17 protein-coding genes are annotated in these 16,673 nt (G+C 31.2%); 2 read left to right on the top strand and 15 right to left on the bottom strand.

What is annotated here, in order from left to right; all coding sequences use genetic code 11:
- Positions 1–402 precede the first annotated feature (402 nt).
- Genes cdd through BUB33_RS15215 form a run of 8 tightly spaced genes read right to left on the bottom strand, consistent with a single transcriptional unit; the run spans position 403 to position 8,482 of the window.
- Entirely contained in the window at positions 403–822 is a 420-nt protein-coding gene (gene cdd, locus BUB33_RS15250) for a cytidine deaminase (protein ID WP_072978023.1), read from the bottom strand.
- 43 nt (positions 823–865) lie between these two features.
- The gene (locus BUB33_RS15245; RefSeq protein ID WP_072978021.1) at positions 866–1,777 is read right to left on the bottom strand and encodes an ABC transporter permease; all 912 of its coding nucleotides are present in this window, start codon (positions 1,775–1,777) and stop codon (positions 866–868) included.
- Positions 1,771–2,892 (bottom strand): ABC transporter permease, encoded by a 1,122-nt coding sequence (locus BUB33_RS15240; protein ID WP_115322121.1) that lies wholly within the window; start codon positions 2,890–2,892, stop codon positions 1,771–1,773. The genes BUB33_RS15245 and BUB33_RS15240 overlap by 7 nt, the downstream gene beginning before the upstream one ends.
- A complete protein-coding gene (locus BUB33_RS15235; protein WP_072978025.1) occupies positions 2,876–4,417 on the bottom strand; it encodes an ABC transporter ATP-binding protein in 1,542 nt (513 codons plus the stop codon). The genes BUB33_RS15240 and BUB33_RS15235 overlap by 17 nt, the downstream gene beginning before the upstream one ends.
- 37 nt (positions 4,418–4,454) lie before the next feature.
- Positions 4,455–5,498 carry a BMP family ABC transporter substrate-binding protein gene (locus tag BUB33_RS15230; RefSeq protein WP_072978019.1) on the bottom strand — a complete coding sequence of 348 codons (1,044 nt, stop codon included), beginning with the start codon at positions 5,496–5,498 and terminating at the stop codon, positions 4,455–4,457.
- A gap of 32 nt (positions 5,499–5,530) precedes the next feature.
- A complete protein-coding gene (locus BUB33_RS15225; protein WP_072978017.1) occupies positions 5,531–6,247 on the bottom strand; it encodes a radical SAM protein in 717 nt (238 codons plus the stop codon).
- Complete coding sequence (locus tag BUB33_RS15220) at positions 6,244–7,740, bottom strand: YjjI family glycine radical enzyme (protein WP_072978015.1); 1,497 nt, start codon at positions 7,738–7,740, stop codon at positions 6,244–6,246. The genes BUB33_RS15225 and BUB33_RS15220 overlap by 4 nt, the downstream gene beginning before the upstream one ends.
- 31 nt (positions 7,741–7,771) lie before the next feature.
- Positions 7,772–8,482, bottom strand: coding sequence for a Crp/Fnr family transcriptional regulator (locus BUB33_RS15215; RefSeq protein ID WP_072978012.1), 711 nt, complete (start codon positions 8,480–8,482; stop codon positions 7,772–7,774).
- A gap of 343 nt (positions 8,483–8,825) precedes the next feature.
- Between BUB33_RS15215 and BUB33_RS15210 the strand changes: the two genes are divergently transcribed.
- Positions 8,826–9,872, top strand: a complete 1,047-nt coding sequence (locus tag BUB33_RS15210) for a YdcF family protein (RefSeq protein WP_072978010.1) — start codon at positions 8,826–8,828, stop codon at positions 9,870–9,872.
- A 316-nt stretch (positions 9,873–10,188) separates the two neighbouring features.
- Here BUB33_RS15210 and guaA read toward each other — a convergent pair whose 3' ends face one another.
- From guaA to BUB33_RS15170, 7 genes are all read right to left on the bottom strand, one after another.
- Positions 10,189–11,139: a glutamine-hydrolyzing GMP synthase gene (gene guaA / locus BUB33_RS15200; protein ID WP_479694043.1), complete on the bottom strand. Its 951-nt coding sequence runs from the start codon at positions 11,137–11,139 to the stop codon at positions 10,189–10,191.
- A gap of 14 nt (positions 11,140–11,153) precedes the next feature.
- Positions 11,154–12,605: an IMP dehydrogenase gene (gene guaB / locus BUB33_RS15195; protein WP_072978003.1), complete on the bottom strand. Its 1,452-nt coding sequence runs from the start codon at positions 12,603–12,605 to the stop codon at positions 11,154–11,156.
- Positions 12,606–12,766: 161 nt separating this feature from the next.
- Complete coding sequence (locus tag BUB33_RS15190; protein ID WP_072978001.1) at positions 12,767–13,660, bottom strand: hypothetical protein; 894 nt, start codon at positions 13,658–13,660, stop codon at positions 12,767–12,769.
- Positions 13,650–14,453: a hypothetical protein gene (locus BUB33_RS15185; protein ID WP_072977999.1), complete on the bottom strand. Its 804-nt coding sequence runs from the start codon at positions 14,451–14,453 to the stop codon at positions 13,650–13,652. The genes BUB33_RS15190 and BUB33_RS15185 overlap by 11 nt, the downstream gene beginning before the upstream one ends.
- A 4-nt stretch (positions 14,454–14,457) precedes the next feature.
- Positions 14,458–14,943 (bottom strand): hypothetical protein, encoded by a 486-nt coding sequence (locus BUB33_RS15180; RefSeq protein ID WP_072977997.1) that lies wholly within the window; start codon positions 14,941–14,943, stop codon positions 14,458–14,460.
- On the bottom strand, positions 14,940–15,494 hold the full coding sequence (locus tag BUB33_RS15175; RefSeq protein ID WP_072977995.1) for an RNA polymerase sigma factor: 555 nt from the start codon (positions 15,492–15,494) through the stop codon (positions 14,940–14,942). The genes BUB33_RS15180 and BUB33_RS15175 overlap by 4 nt, the downstream gene beginning before the upstream one ends.
- 160 nt (positions 15,495–15,654) lie before the next feature.
- Positions 15,655–16,161, bottom strand: coding sequence for a hypothetical protein (locus BUB33_RS15170; RefSeq protein ID WP_234950078.1), 507 nt, complete (start codon positions 16,159–16,161; stop codon positions 15,655–15,657).
- Between the two features lie 265 nt (positions 16,162–16,426).
- On the opposite strand from BUB33_RS15170, the gene BUB33_RS15165 reads away from it, so the two are divergent.
- Positions 16,427–16,673 (top strand): helix-turn-helix domain-containing protein (locus BUB33_RS15165; RefSeq protein WP_143154914.1); only part of this gene is annotated, 247 nt, incomplete at its 3' end.

The following is a 16,673-nucleotide window of genomic DNA, read 5'->3' as shown; positions in this document are numbered from 1 at the left end:
TCTGCTGACTTCTCATGATAAATCTTGTTTCAACCATGGTTCATACTCTGTTTTCCCATGTCCATGAGACCTCCCCAGGTAAGAACAACAACCTTCCTCCCATGTAACCGTCACATTTACTGTAAAGAGTTCGGGTAGTATTGGACTTTGTTTTGTTAAGCAAACTCATCCTCCCTAAATCAGCCTTATGTGATTTCTGTTCGTCGGTTCAGGATTTTGCCTTCGGCTTCCTTCAGATTCCACGTCGCCATGGACACCCTTGCCTTCAGCTAACGGTTCCTACTACCAAGCCCGTAGTGGACTTTCACCACCAAGTTGTTGCCCATGCTGGGCACACTTAAAAAGGGTGTTGGAAACATATTAACCAACACCCTTTACCTTTTTTATCTATAAAACCTGTTACTACTCCAAATCTTTACCAGTAAAACTTAGAGGAAGTAGTTCATTAAGAGAATAAACCTTGTATTCCTCCTCATTTTTAGCTAAAATAACTTCAAACTCATCTAAGTCACAAAATTCTGCCATTACTTGTCTGCAGACTCCACATGGTGCACAATACTCATATTGATCTTGAGGAGTATCTGCTGCAGCTGCTACAATAGCTATAGCCTTAAAATCTCTTTCATTACTGGAAATAGCTTTAAAAAAAGCAGTTCTTTCTGCACAGCAACTAGGTGTATGAGCAGCACTTTCAATATTACATCCCCTATATACCTTTCCATCAGCTGTCAATAATGCAGCTCCTACATGAAAGTGAGAAAATGGTGCATAAGAAGATTTTCTTGCTATAAAAGCTTCTTTAATTAGTTCATTATATTTCAATATTTATCCTCCATTCTTCTTTATATATAATATTTCTTGAATATTATTTACTTTTTTCATAGGGAACTCCACTGGATTTAGGTCCTACAGAACGACCAACAAATAGTACTAATACAATAATAGTAAGTACATAAGGCAACATAGCTACAATTTGGCTAGATAGCATAGCTCCTCCTCCTAATTGAATAACAATTGCTTGAGCCAACCCAAAAAATAAACAGGATAGATAAACACTCAAAGGTTTCCATTTACCAAATATAACAGCTGTTAATGCAATAAATCCATGTCCACTAATAGCTGTAGGTACAAAGTTAGATAGAACAGATAGAGTCATAGAAGCACCACCAAGCCCTGCTAGAAACCCTGAAATAATTACACAAATATATCTAATCTTATATACATTTAACCCAAGACTATCAGCAACTATAGGGTGTTCCCCTACAGAGCTAATTCTAAGACCCCATTTAGTTTTTGCAAATATGAACCAAATAAACAGCATTATCAACAAAGCTATTACAGCGGTTACCTCAAAATTCAATCTACTAAATGCTCCTAATATACTGCTATCACTGAATAATTTAGGTAATTTCTTAGGTACAGGCGGAGTATTTAATGATCCAAATATTATCCTTACTAGAAAAAGGGAAGCACCAGAACCTAATAAGTTAATGGCAATCCCTGATACACTTTGGTCAGCTCTTAAAGATATGGAAGCAATAGCATGCAATAAAGCAATCAATCCTCCTGCAATACCTGCACATAAAAATCCTATCCAAGGATTTCCAGTTATATAAGCTATACTAACTCCCGTTGCCGCTCCTATTGTCATCATGCCTTCAAGACCAATATTGATTACTCCACTTCGTTCACTCATTAACCCCCCTAATGCTCCAAAGGCTAGAGGAGTGGAATACATTATTGTATTACTAATTAGCAGTAATAACTTATCTAACATTGTTTATTGCCTCCTCTTTGACTAATTTTGTTAATTAATAGGGGAATAATCGTCACTAAGGCCATGCAAAATACAATAGTACCAATTAAAATATCTATAATTTCAGAAGGTGCACCAATTTCCAACTGAATAGTACCTCCTCCATAGGTTAATCCTGCAAATAATAGTCCTGCAAAAATACATCCTATAGGAGATCCACCAGCCATCAATGCCACTGAAAGTCCATTAAATCCGTAATTTTCAAGAGCCATAAGTTCATATAGTCTTTGGTATACTCCTGTAATAGACAAAGCTCCAGCTAAACCTGCAATAGCCCCTGCAATAAGTAAAGTTTCCATAGTATTTTTTTGTACGTTAATGCCTGATGCCTCTGACGCATATTTATTCAGACCAACAGCCCTTAATTCATATCCTTTAGTAGTCTTTTTTAATATAAAAGTAATTAATAAAGCCACAATAATGGCTATAATAATCCCTATATTTGCACTAGTTCTTCCAAGGACTTCCCTTAGAAAAGCACTCTGTTGAAGAATCTCTTGCCCTCCACTAGACATTTTCCAATTATAGACGGGATCTAGTCCAGAAGCATTTATAAGATAAGTAGTTGTTGTTCCTGGATCATGAAATCTTTCAAGAGATACAATATAATTCCCTGCATAAAATGCAATCCAGTTAAACATAATACCAGTGATTACTTCATGTATGCCACCTTTAGCTTTTAGATATCCAGCTATAGCACCATATAATCCCCCTGCTAAGGTTCCACCTATAAGTATTAGGGGAAATTGAATAAAAGAAGGAAAATCAAATATAATCCCTACTACAGTTGCAACAATTGTACCTACAATATATTGCCCTTCGACACCTATATTAAATAATCCAACCCTTAAGGCAAAGGCAACGCTAATACCAGTTAATATAATAGGGGAGGCTTTTATAATAATATTCATTATATATCTAGGTTTAGAGAACATTCCTTTAAATAATATACTATATACCTCTAAAGGATTATATCCTGAAATTCCCAATACCATGGCTGCCACTATAAAGCCAATGAAAATAGCAATCATTATAAATGTAAACTGATGTTTTAATATTTTAGATATTTTGTTCACTGACTTTCCCTCCTGCCATTAATAAACCAATGGTATTTTCATCTATAGTACCTTGTTTAAAGGTGTTTACAATATATCCATCATATATAACTGCCAAGGTATCTGATAAATTCATAACTTCATCTAATTCATATGAAATCAATAAAATTGCCTTGCCTTTATCTCTTTCTTCAATTAGAGTCTTATGTATAAATTCTATTGCTCCCACATCTAATCCTCTAGTGGGTTGCACGGCAATTAACAAATCTGGATTATTTTCCACCTCACGGGCAATAATAACCTTTTGCTGGTTTCCTCCTGATAAACCTTTAACAGCTAGTTCTTCACTATCACTAGGTCTAATATCGAATTTCTTTATTAATTCCTTAGCTTTATTAATTATTTTATCCTTTAATATGATTCCATTCTTAGAATATTTAGGACTCTTAAAATTCTCAATTATTATATTTTCAGCAACTGTGAAATCCAACACTAATCCTACTTTCTGTCTATCCTCATGAATTGTTGCTACTTTGTTTTTGATAACATTGTTTGGAGAAGTATTTTGTATTTCTACACCATTAATAATTATCTGTCCTTTTTCTGCAGGTCTTAAATTTGTAATAGCCTCCACTAGCTCTTTTTGCCCATTTCCATCAATACCTGCAATACCCATTATCTCACCTTTTCGTATTTCCAAAGATAAATCCTTTACAGCATAAAGCTCCTTTTCATTTTTCACGAAAAGGTTTTTAATCTCAAATACAACATCCCCTACTTGAGCAGGAGATTTATCTGCCACCAAATTAACTGAGCGACCAACCATCTTCTTGGCTAATTCCTCCTCATTAACATCTGCCACATTTACAGTATCAATATATTTTCCTCTACGAAGTATAGTGCACTCTTCTGCAGATTGCTTGATCTCCTTAAGCTTATGGGTAATAATTATGATGGTTTTTCCATCCTCAATTAATTTATTCATGATATTAAGAAGTTCAACAATTTCCTGAGGAGTAAGTACCGCTGTAGGTTCGTCCAATATTAAAATATCTGCCCCTCTATATAGAGCCTTAATTATTTCAACCTTTTGCTGCATCCCCACTGATACATCTTCTATCAATTCATTTGGTTCTACTTCTAGCCCGTATTTTTCTATAACTTCCAATATCTTTTTATTAGCCTTGTCTATATCTATAACTCCTAAACCCTTCGTCTCTTCTTTTCCTAGAATTATATTTTGAGCTATGGTGAAATTTTCCACTAACATAAAATGTTGGTGAACCATTCCTATTCCATTTTCTATGGCTACATTAGGATTTTTAATATCTACCTTTTTCCCATTAAGAAAAATTTCCCCTTCATCAGCTTTACATAGCCCATAAAGTATGTTCATTAAAGTAGTTTTGCCAGCACCATTCTCTCCCAATATGGAGTGAATGGTGCCTTTCTTTATATTTATATCGACATGAGCTAATGCAGTGAATGAACCAAATCTTTTTGTAATGCCTCTCATCTGTACTGCATAATCTTCTTGAATATTCATAACTCGCTCCATCCTTTTATCATGTCTGACTAAAAATTTATTTACTAAAATTTTTATAAGTATCTTCACTATAAGGTGGATCAATCTCACCATTTATAATCATATCTTGTATTTTTAAAGCCTTTTCATATACTTCTGGATCCATATTTGGATTGTTCTCTGGAATACCTACCCCACCATTTTCCAATCCATATTTAATAATTTGTCCACCAAGCTTTTCACCATCTATAACTCTTTTAGAAAGATCATTAGTTACTACTCCTACATGTTTTAGAGCAGAAGTTAGTACATTTTTAGGAGCAAGGTAGGATTGATCACGGTCTACACCTATAACCCATTTATTCTCTTCTATTGCTTGTTCAATAACACCACTGCCTGTAGCACCTGCAGCAACAAATATTATATCACTACCATCACTATATAAAGATGCAGCAATTGCCTTTCCCTTTGCAGCATCTGAAAAACTTTCTGCAATTTGTACCTCCACTTTAATTTCCTTATTTAATTCCTTAGCAGCATGGTCTACTCCTGCTTTAAAACCATATTCAAAAAGATCCATAGTAGGACTTCTCATTCCACCAATATAAGCAACCTTATCAGTCTTTGTAGTCAAGCCTGCTATGTACCCTACAAGGTAAGATGCTTCCTCTACATTAAACATTGCACTGGTAACATTATCTAAAGTAGCTTCACCAAAATCATGATCCACTATGGCATAGGATAACTCCGGATTCATTTTTGCACTAGCTTCAAGAGGATCAGCTGTATTGAAACCAATTCCCCAAATTAAATTATGTTCCCCATCTACAGCCTTATCAAAGTTAGTAGCCAAATCAGACATCTGCACTGTTTCAATAAAAGAAGCTTTAACTCCAGTTTCCTTTTGAAATGCTTGCAGTCCTTCCCATGCACCTTGATTATAACTTTGGTCATTAACACCTCCAACATCAGCTACCATTATAACAGAATTACTACTATTTTTATTTTCTTCTACTACCTTTCCAGTGTCTGATGTCCCACATCCCGTTACTACAATAGTCATCAGACTAATAACCAATAATAAAGCAATAATTTTTTTCATTATAATACTCTCCTCTCTTTAAATATAGTTTTTTAATTTTTTATAACCCTAAAGCCCATTTCCAATGCCTTGCCTTTTAAACTGCTCATATATTCCTCAGATGGGCTGCTAGTGTTTTTAAGCCTTCCTATAACACCATGATTTCTAAATTTAATCAATCTTAGATTAACATTTCTGATTTTATCTCCAATAGTAGCTTTAACTCCTTTTAGAATGTCTTCAGTATCTACTTCTTCTGGAATACATACAATTCTTATTTCTTCTAATTTATTAATATCTGCTAGAAACTTTAAATTTTTCTTTACAGTTTCATTGTCCTCACCAGTAAGTCTTTGAAACTTTTCCTTATCCCAAGCTTTTACATCTAACATAGCTCCATCACATACCTCCATAAGCTCTGGATATAAAGAAAGATCAATAGTTCCATTAGTATCAATTAGACAGGATAATCCAGCCTTTTGACCTAGAACAAATAACTCTTGTAGGAATTCTGGGTATAAAGTAGATTCTCCTCCTGAAAGTGTAATTCCTCTTATGAAGGGAATATCCTTCTCTACTTCATAAAACACTTCATTTGCTGTCATCCATTTGATTTCCGGTGAAGAAATATCTTTGCATATTTTTTGCGTTTCAGGATTATGACAATATGCACACCTAAGATTGCATCCCTGAAGAAATATTGAAGTACGATTTCCAGGTCCGTCTACTAAACTATGATGGATTATTTTATGGACGGGAGCCTTTTTCATACTCCTCTCACCTTTCTATTCTTCAAATTATTATTTTCATAATTTGGTGCTCCTAGGTGAGTAGTATTTTGTAAAACTGCTTCATCATTTCTAAACTTCTCCATCTCACTTTTCTTTACTAAATATCCTGTTATTCTAACTAAATCTCCATTCTCTTCATAGAAACTTATATACTTAACTCCAAGGGAAAATGCTCCTTTTACTATATCCAGCATTGCAGAAGGATTATTCCTTGCTGTAGTTTCTATAGCAAATATGTCACTGCATCCTGTAGGTATTAATTTATGGAATCTAGCACTATGTCGAAGGTGATCCGACATATTCTCTGGCTCATCTCCCACAGGGATTCTTACTCCTGCTGTAACTCCCTTATCATAATCCATACCTACCTGTGCATGAAGCATAAAATGTCCATTAGAAATAGGAGAGTATTCTGCTGGAAAACTTGTGACAAATTCAGATATAGTATTCATAATTTTATCTGCCAGATCATCTGCTTCTCCATCATGTCCATAACGTTTTCCTTTTTCCCTTAGTAAGATATTCGTACAATCAGCTAACCCTACAATGCCAAACATTCCAATAAATCTATCCTTATGAATTAGCCCTTCTTTAACTAAAAAAGAACTCTCAAAGAAACCTGACTCTTCTACTAAAAAGCGAACTCTTTCATTCATATAATCTCCCATTGCTTGAAGACACTCAGGAAGTATGGTATTAAAGAAATCATCTATATCCTTTGATAGTTGGGCTACCTTAGGTAATACTAATCTTGAAAGGGTATAAGCTCCTCCACCTATAGGTAAAATATTATAACAGCTTGCAATCCCATAATCACTAGAATAAGTATCTTTAACTAAATTGTGATTACATATTGCAGGATTAGCACAGAACATACTGGTATAAAGAGCTAATTCAGCTATCTCATCAGATGTAACTTCTGGATCATATTTGAAAGTAAAATTAGGCACTGCATTTTGCAATTCTTTTTCCACTTCTAAAATAAGTCTTCCAGCACGGCTATCCTCAGGTCCCAAGTTTGCATGACAAAAACTATCAGTAATAGTCCTATCTAAATAATTCAAAAATAATTTTAACTTTTTCTTTATATCTTCATCACTATATCCCTCAAGAAAAGGCTCTATCATCTTGTCCAAGTTTCCTAAATAAACTGGAAAGCTTGTAATAGATGGAACATGACGGTAGAGAATCATCAAAGAATTTAACAACTCTTCTAAATCCTTTGGAGGATCTAATTGTAAAAATTTGCTCCCTTGTTTAATAAATTTATCATAGTCCAGCAATATATATCGTGGACGATAAGGAGCATTTCCTTCAAACAAATTATCAATTGCATTCTGTTCAAAATAATTTTTCGTCTTTTCTGGTACATGAAGTACATCTAAGATATCCTCTGCAGCATGGGCTAAGGAAAATACTTTCTGTTCATAAGTAAGCTTTTGAGATCTTACTATTTCTAAGATATCAGTCATTTCGCACCATCCTTTTATATAAAATATAATTTTAATAATTCACATAATTCTCAACACTTTTAAACATTTTTTCATATTGTATCTCTGTGATTATTATCCTTTGACCTTCAATCTTTAATAAATTTTGTTCTTCTAATTTCTTTATTACACGATTTACAGTTTTAACGGCATATCCTGTTTCCTCAGCAATTTGTTGCCTTGTAATTCTTAAGATGCAAATATGATCTTTAGCATATAACTGATAATGCTGTATAAGATATATTTTTATTCGGTCTATTGATTTAATCATAAGAAACATTCGCATATGTTTTTGTTCATCTAAAACACGCTTTAAAATAATATTGGTTCTTCTATAGAGGTATTGGGAATTATTTTTTAAAAATTCTTGATAAATATCTACTGGAATATTTAAAAACACACATTGCGATTCTGTAATCAGAGTGGCTCTAAACTTAGTAATATCAGCCAAAGCCTCCATTTCTCCAAATACTTCTGGAGCAGGAAACTTCTTAAAGGTGTAGGTTTCTCCCGTGGAATATTCTTCCAAAGCTTTGACTTGTCCCGATAAAAGTATCCATATTGTATTTATGACTTCATCAACAGCAACAAATCTCACTCCAGCCTCTACTGTAACAACCTGACAGTGATCCAAAGTTTCATAAAAATCCTCCTGAAATAATTCTTCAAAATCACTAATTCTTGTATTGGAAATTTCTGAAATTTCTCTTAAAATACTGTGCATAATCTTACACCTCAACAACAATATAACATAATAGTCTTAACTCAAACAAGGACATATGTCCTTGTTTGAGTTATTTTATTTCATCTCAAATATAAATGTTATAAAACATATTATACCATTCCAAAATTCCATCTAAAAATCAAAAAAATATTATATATACTAAAACATAGTCAAATTAAATAAGCTAATGTTTTAAAATATAAAAATCATGGTAATAATCCTTATAAATAAGTTTTAATTCCCTTAAACCCCTTCCATTTTTTTACAATATAATCTATAATATATTCAATTTAATTAATTGTTTACTTATATTATTAATGACTTCATTAAACAGAGGTGAATTATGAACAATAATATATATCTTTTATTGAGAATAATATTCTTTGCCTTTTTCTTGCTTTGGTTCATTTTACATCTTACAGATAGAAGAAGGGTCTTTAACGGTTTAGCATTCTTTATATCTTTAGGATCATTTTTGGCACTTTTAATTTTAATTGGATTTACTAATGAAATTAGAATCTTAAATATAATTGCTGGAATGATAATTATAGGAGTTATAATTTTACTTCCTATTCTATATATAATAGGAAGCATTATTTTATTTACTACAGGAAAAACTGTTATTAAAAAAGAAGGTTTTTCATTATCTCATGGTTTAAGTATTTTATTTGGAATAGGAATTATAAGTTCTAGTATCATACTTCCAATTTTCATCAATAGAATAAAGTCTAAAATTTTAATAGGTCTTATGGGATTTTTTATAACTGTATTTTCATATTTTGTATTAGGATTTATTATATTTTTAACTTCTTCTCTTATATATAATCTTTGGTATGAAAAAAGAAATAAAGACTATTTAATAGTTTTAGGTGCTGGACTTATAGGAGATAGAGTGACTCCTTTATTAGCCAGCAGAATTGATAAGGCTATAGAATTTTACAATAGTCAAAAAGAAAAAGGAGTAAAGCCACCTAAAATAATTATGTCTGGTGGACAAGGTCCTGATGAAGTAGTTTCTGAAGCCTTTGCTATGAAAAGCTATGCCTTGGAAATGAATATTCCAGAAGAAGATATTTTAATGGAAGATAAATCAACTAATACTAAGGAAAATCTAAAATTTTCAACAAATTTAATTAAAAATGACTCCCCAAAAAATAATCCTAAGGTATTACTTTTTACTACAAACTACCATGTGCTTAGAGCTGGAATATTAGCTAAATCAATGGGACTTAATTATAACGGTTTAGGTTCTAAAACTAAATTTTATTATTATGTTTCTGCAATTATACGAGAATATATTGCAATTATATATTTGAATCTAAATAAGAATATATTATTTGCAATTTTTATAGGAGTCTTTTATTTCTTAAGTTTTGTAAACTGGAATTAAATATTAATATATTAGTTATCTATCTTATTTAGTTTATATACATGCCTAGAAAAAATATTAAGGTTAGCTCCAATACGTTTGAATTTAAGTGTTAAGGCTATAAAAATAAAATATAGCATTATATTATGAATTGAAACTAGAATTATATATAACAATATATTTTTTCCTAATATAATCTCCATATTTATAGGATAAATCATACATCAAATCTTACTCCAAGAACTAAAAATAATAGTACAGAAAAAGACCTTAGGTTTTTTGCTCCCTAAGGTCCTAATTATTGTCCTAATATTTAATTTTGTAGGTTCATTGGGAGTTATTCCCACTCAATTGTCGCAGGTGGTTTATTTGTGATGTCATATACTACCCTATTTACCTGTGGTACTTCATCTGTAATTCTTGTAGAAATCTTTGCTAATAGCTCTAATGGCATTGGGTACCATTTAGCTTCCATTGCATCCTTAGTAGTTATGGCTCTAAGTCCTATTAAATGTTTATATGTTCTTTCACCATCTATAACTCCTACAGATTGGATATTTGGTAATACTGCAAAGTATTGCCAGATTTCTTTATCTAAACCTGCTTTTTTGATTTCATCTCTGTAGATATAGTCTGCATCTCTTAGAATGTCTAGTTTCTCCTTAGTTAATTCTCCCAAACATCTAACACCTAATCCTGGTCCTGGGAAAGGTTGCCTACTTACTAACTCTTCTGCAATTCCCAATCCTCTACCTACTTCCCTAACTTCATCCTTATAAAGTTCCTTAAGAGGCTCTATAAGCTCAAAGTTTACATCTTCTGGCAATCCCCCAACATTGTGATGAGATTTTACTGCTAACTTTCCTTCTTTATTCACAGACTCAACTATATCTGGATAGATTGTCCCTTGAACTAAGAACTCAATACCTTCAAGTTTAGACTGCTCCTCTTCAAAGACTCTAATAAATTCTTCTCCTATTACTTTTCTCTTTTGTTCAGGATCAGTAACTCCCTTTAATTTTCCCAAAAATCGGTTTTCAGCATCAACTACTATTAAATTCATATGGAATTGATCCCTAAATACCTTTTCTACTTCTTGTCTTTCGTTTTTTCTCAAAAGTCCATGATCTACAAATACACAAACTAAATTATCTCCTATAGCCTTGTGAACTAACACTGCTGCCACAGAAGAATCCACCCCACCAGATAAAGCACATAGGGCCTTTTTATTTCCCACCTTATTTTTAATTTCTTCAATTTGTTTTTTTATAAATTGTTCTACCTTCAATATATTACCTCCTTCTATCTCCTACTGTAATTTGGTGACTCCTTCGTAATATGAATATCGTGTGGATGATTTTCTACTAATGATGCCGATGTAATCTTTATAAATCTAGCTTTTTCTTGTAATTCCTCAATATTTTTAGCTCCAACATATCCCATTCCTGATTTTAATCCACCAACTAATTGATATACTACATCTCCTAATGGTCCTCTATAATGAATTCTTCCCTCTACTCCTTCTGGAACATACTTTTTAACATCTTCTTGGAAATATCTATCTTTACTACCTGAATCCATTGCTCCCATGGAGCCCATTCCTCTATATTCCTTATATCTTCTTCCCTCATACAAAACTTCCTCACCAGGACTCTCATCAGTTCCGGCAAACAGTGAACCTGCCATTACTACATTGGCTCCTGACGCTATTGCCTTTGTTATGTCTCCAGAATACTTAATTCCTCCATCAGCAATAACTGGAATATCATATTCTTTTGCTGCCTTAGCACAATTGATTACAGCTGTTATTTGTGGTACACCAATACCAGTTACAACTCTAGTAGTACAAATAGAACCAGGTCCTATTCCTACCTTTACAGCATCTGCTCCTGCCTTTATTAAGTCTACAGTAGCTTCAGCAGTTGCCACATTCCCAGCAATTACTTGTAAATTTGGATACTCTCTTTTTATTTTACTTACAGCATCTAATACTCCTTTAGAATGTCCATGAGCAGTATCAACAACTATAACGTCTACCTTAGACTTAACCAAAGCAGCTACTCTTTCCATCATATCTCCAGTTACTCCAACAGCTGCCCCAGCTAATAATCTACCAGTATGATCTTTTGCTGAATTTGGATACTGGATAGATTTTTCTATATCCTTTATGGTTATTAACCCTGATAACATAAAATCATCATCTACAAGAGGAAGTTTTTCAATTTTATGCTGCTTCATAATGTCTAAAGCTTCGTCCATAGATATATCAATCTTTGCAGTAACTAAATTTTCCTTAGTCATTACATCATCTATTTTTTTAGTAGTTTCTTTTTCAAATCTAATATCTCTATTGGTTATAATTCCTACTAATTTTCCATCTCCATCTGTTATTGGAACTCCAGATATATGATATCTTTCCATTAATTCCAAAGCATCTGATACACTATGATGTGGAGATAAAAAAAACGGATCAGTTATTACACCATGTTCTGATCTTTTTACCTTATCTACCTCTAAAGCTTGTTGCTCTATAGACATATTTTTGTGAATTATACCGATACCACCTTCTCTAGCCATAGCTATTGCCATCTTAGATTCAGTTACCGTATCCATTCCAGCACTCATCAAAGGTATGTTTAATTTAATACTTTTTGTTAAATAAGTATTGATATTAGTCTCCTTAGGCAATACTTCAGATTTCCCTGGAAGTAAAAGAACATCATCAAAAGTCAATCCTTCACCTACAAATTCCACTATAAATTCCTCCTTTATTTTTCTATTAAAACAATCTATTAATTAGTATAACAATATATAAATTAATAATACTTTTTATATCTTAATACTATATTCTAATTTATAAATTCTAAAAAAACAAGTATCATTTTTGATGATAGACACCAAAAATGATACTTATTTTATATTTCATTTACTTCTACTTCATGAGAATTAAGTATATTTATTATATTACTTCCATTAGCATATACTAATTCTCCTTTATATTTTGGAGATTCTTCATTTCCAAACTGAACAATATTCCATTTTACATTTCCTTTAAAATTTTCTTCATCATTAATTATAGTTTCTAATTTAATATCTGATTCTTTGTTTACTCTTAGTTTTACTCTTCTAATATTATCTACTATAAAATTATTGCTAATATTATCAAGTATTAAATCTAAATCATTACCACCATTTACTTCTACTTTCTTATTATCTGGTATTGTGATACTTAGATTTTTAAGATTATAATTTTCTTTAAAACTTACATATATTATATTATCTGATTTATTTATATTAATATAATCTTCATCTAGTATTTTTTTAGCACTTTCTTCACTATTTGATGTTATATTAATAGCCCCTGAAGATATTATTTTATTTATCTTATCGGTTCTAACAGTTAAGCTTGAATAATTCTGTCCATTAATCACTATCTTCTCTATACTATCATCAACTATATATTCTTCAAATGGTAATTCATAATTATATGTTTCAGATGATATTTTTGTTTTTATCCAATTCATTGCTCCTGTTTCAATAAGACTATAAATACATATATTAATGCCTAATACAATCATTACCATAAATACGGAGAAAATATCATATCTTATTACTACTTTTTCTTCTTCCTTTTTTTCCTTAAAACTAAACCAAAGTATTTCTCCCCCTAATAAAATTAATATACTAGGCCAAAACTTAATAGCTAATTCTACAGCTGATAGCTGGCTTATTTGGGCTATAAAAATTAATATTCCAAATCCAATTAGAACTATTGCCATAGATAAGGTACCTACTCTTTTAGTCTTCATCTTCTTCATCCTCCCAAATCTCTATATCTGGAACATTTTTATTCTTTTTAAGTATTTTTATTCCTCCAACTATAAATATCAAGGATACTATTCCAGTTTGAATATAATTTTTTATTTGATCTAAGTTATGATAATCAAAGATTGTAGAAAGCAACTGACTTAATATGGGATAAAACACCTTTTGCAGTGCAATAAGTCCTCCTATTCCAATAAGTCCCATTCCTATATATTCAGGTTTTATACTAGGTAAAAACTTTACTATATCAATATCCTCTACATCATTTCCAGTTATTGTATGGAAAGCATCGAAAAAAGAATAAAACCAAATCAATGGTAATAAAAATAATAGAAAACTTAAATTCAGCCACCCCATAAAAAATATAGTAAAGAAAAATCCACCCATCAATACCAACCCTTTTTTCTGATACCCTAAATACATATGACCTGCTCCTGGTATCATGGATAAAGCTAAAGTAATAATCTTTTTGTTGTAATTCTTTGTTTCTTCTAGGTTGTAAGCATCTTGAATTTGTGAGTTATTTTTATATCTTATGGTATTGACTATAGAGAATGCATCTATCAATGCAACTAACCAAACAATTGGAGTTCCTGCAAATGCTATTATAAGAGGTGCATCACTACCTAATAAAATACATAATCCTATTGAACTTGCACATATCATTCCGAATATTATTAGATAGATAAACCCTCTATCTGCATATCCTAGGTAAAAATGAGATAGCCCAGGTATAAATGACAATAAAAATGTAATAAATCTACTTTTTTGTTTCATATTGTTAATCCTCCTTAATCTTTCTAAATTGAAAATCATTTATAAACATAGAAGTTTTATTTGTTATTTCCCGTGAGAAATCATATATCTTATTAGTATCAAATTTATCTTTTTCTATAGATGTACTTTCTACAAGCTGTGGTACAGTGTCTATCATTTTACTGAAAAAGCCTCCTGCTGTTAAGACAATAGCTACTGATGCTACTGCTACATAATATATGAAAAAATCATTAGGCATTTTTTTTCTTATAGGTTTTTTTACTGGTTTCCTTATAGGTGTAATGTTCTCTATCTTATATAGAATCTTTTCTGTAAAATCCTCTGGAATAAAACTTTCTGCATTTTCCATATCTCTTTCATCTATGAGAGAAAGAAAAACTTCCATACATTCATCACATATAATTAAATGTTCTTCCATTTTCTCATGGATTTCATCATCAAGAAGATTATTTTTATATAAAACCCATTCTACATAATCATAATGTTTCATAATCTCTCACTCCATTTCTCTCTTAACATATTTCTGCCCCGATATAATCTTGATGCTATGGTTTTAACAGTAGTACCTTCTTCCATGGCAATTTCTTCATAAGATTTACCTTGTAAATAAAATTTTATTATAGTTTCTTCATATATAGGAGGAATAGATTTACATAGTTTAGATATCTCTTCTTTCTTTTCTTTTTCTATTAACATTTCTTCTGGAGTATGACTATGACTAAATTTGAGATTATCTATGAAATTCTCACTATCATCCATTACCTCTTCCTTAAATTTACTTTTCTTTTTTCTAAGCCAGTCTATAGATTTATTTGATGCAATTCTGCTAATCCAAGCTTTAAAATTATTAGATTCATAGTTTGAAAGAGAGAGATAAATCTGTAGGAAAACTTCTTGGGCTATATTTTCCACTTCATCATAATCTTTAATAAAATTAAGAATAATTGCAAATACATAATTTTTATATAAATTAATTATTTGAGCAAAGGAATCTTCATCTCCTTCTAAGGCTCTTTTTATCAATTCTGATTCATTTATCATATCTCTCCTCCTTCCCTTCATTAATTATAACGTAAATAAAAATTAAAATACTGCCAAAATATGAAAGTTTTTAAATCTTAGATAATAATTAATACATTAAATTAAAAAACTGCTAATATATTTTATATCAGCAGTTTTTAGAATATAAATTTTAAAATAATTAATAAATATATGATTGCTTTAAACTATAGTTTTGTAACTTTCCTTCATATACAAGATTTAGCTCACCACATTCTCTAAAATCTCTTGGAGATGTTAGTGCTGTGTGTTTATCAATTAACTTTATACCACTTTTTCTAAGTAAAGATGATACAAACTGAGAACAAAAATAATTATATTTTCGTTCTATAGGATAGTTTACCATAACCCCTATTAATCCAATTAGATTATATCCATATTTCTCCCCATCTCTCTTAAACTTCTGGAGTTCCTTCATCAATTTTTTATATTGTAAATTATTAATTTCTAAGGAATATAAAGCACACATAGTTTCTGGAAATCTAGCATAAGTTCCATTTACTACATCTTCCTTTACAAAACCTGCCAATATTGGATTCCTAGGTCTTAATCTTCCAAAGCTATATAATTCCTTCAATTCTTCATCAAAGGCTATGGATACATGTGTATATGGTTCTTTTGTATAAACATTAATGCATTTTGAAAGCAATGAGCCACTATGAGTTAATAAAATATAAATTGTATGTTTTTTTATAAAAATGCACCTCCATTCTAAAATGTGATTATTTCCTTCTATTCATGCTACATTGTTTTTGTAATTATTTCAATAGCATTTTATTGTATTTAATCCTAATAAATAGAACGAAAGAAAAAACATTATTACTGCAAAAAAACAAGAATGAAATATTGATATGCTCCCCTTGTAGTAGACAGTTTAAATAAAAAAACTGTTTACCACAAGGAGGAGTATTTTTATGGGAAGAAAAAGTAGATTTACAGCAGATGAAAAACTTAAATATATTAATATATGTATAAGAGGAGAGGATTCCATCACCCATACAGCTAAACTAGTTGGTGTTAGTAAATCAACTTTAGAAAGATGGATACGTAACTATGAATCATTAGGTATTCATGGTTTGAATAACACCTCTAAAAATACAGTTTACTCAATAGATGTTAAAAATATGGCTGTAAAGGATTATCTTGACGGAAAAGGATCTT

The organism is Tissierella praeacuta DSM 18095 (assembly GCF_900128955.1).
Classification (GTDB): domain Bacteria; phylum Bacillota; class Clostridia; order Tissierellales; family Tissierellaceae; genus Tissierella; species Tissierella praeacuta.
Note: the sequence above shows the minus strand (reverse complement) of the source record. Positions and strands in the feature narration are given on the sequence as shown.

What these genes read in the sequence shown, in the direction of transcription:
- BUB33_RS15210 (WP_072978010.1), top strand. Translation starts at nt 8,826, where the DNA reads ATGAACAATAATATATATCTTTTATTGAGAATAATATTCTTTGCCTTT.
- BUB33_RS15190 (WP_072978001.1), bottom strand. Translation starts at nt 13,660, where the DNA reads ATGAAGACTAAAAGAGTAGGTACCTTATCTATGGCAATAGTTCTAATT.
- BUB33_RS15235 (WP_072978025.1), bottom strand. Translation starts at nt 4,417, where the DNA reads ATGAATATTCAAGAAGATTATGCAGTACAGATGAGAGGCATTACAAAA.
- BUB33_RS15220 (WP_072978015.1), bottom strand. Translation starts at nt 7,740, where the DNA reads ATGACTGATATCTTAGAAATAGTAAGATCTCAAAAGCTTACTTATGAA.
- BUB33_RS15230 (WP_072978019.1), bottom strand. Translation starts at nt 5,498, where the DNA reads ATGAAAAAAATTATTGCTTTATTATTGGTTATTAGTCTGATGACTATT.
- BUB33_RS15185 (WP_072977999.1), bottom strand. Translation starts at nt 14,453, where the DNA reads ATGAAACAAAAAAGTAGATTTATTACATTTTTATTGTCATTTATACCT.
- BUB33_RS15180 (WP_072977997.1), bottom strand. Translation starts at nt 14,943, where the DNA reads ATGAAACATTATGATTATGTAGAATGGGTTTTATATAAAAATAATCTT.
- BUB33_RS15175 (WP_072977995.1), bottom strand. Translation starts at nt 15,494, where the DNA reads ATGATAAATGAATCAGAATTGATAAAAAGAGCCTTAGAAGGAGATGAA.
- BUB33_RS15225 (WP_072978017.1), bottom strand. Translation starts at nt 6,247, where the DNA reads ATGAAAAAGGCTCCCGTCCATAAAATAATCCATCATAGTTTAGTAGAC.
- BUB33_RS15215 (WP_072978012.1), bottom strand. Translation starts at nt 8,482, where the DNA reads ATGCACAGTATTTTAAGAGAAATTTCAGAAATTTCCAATACAAGAATT.
- BUB33_RS15245 (WP_072978021.1), bottom strand. Translation starts at nt 1,777, where the DNA reads ATGTTAGATAAGTTATTACTGCTAATTAGTAATACAATAATGTATTCC.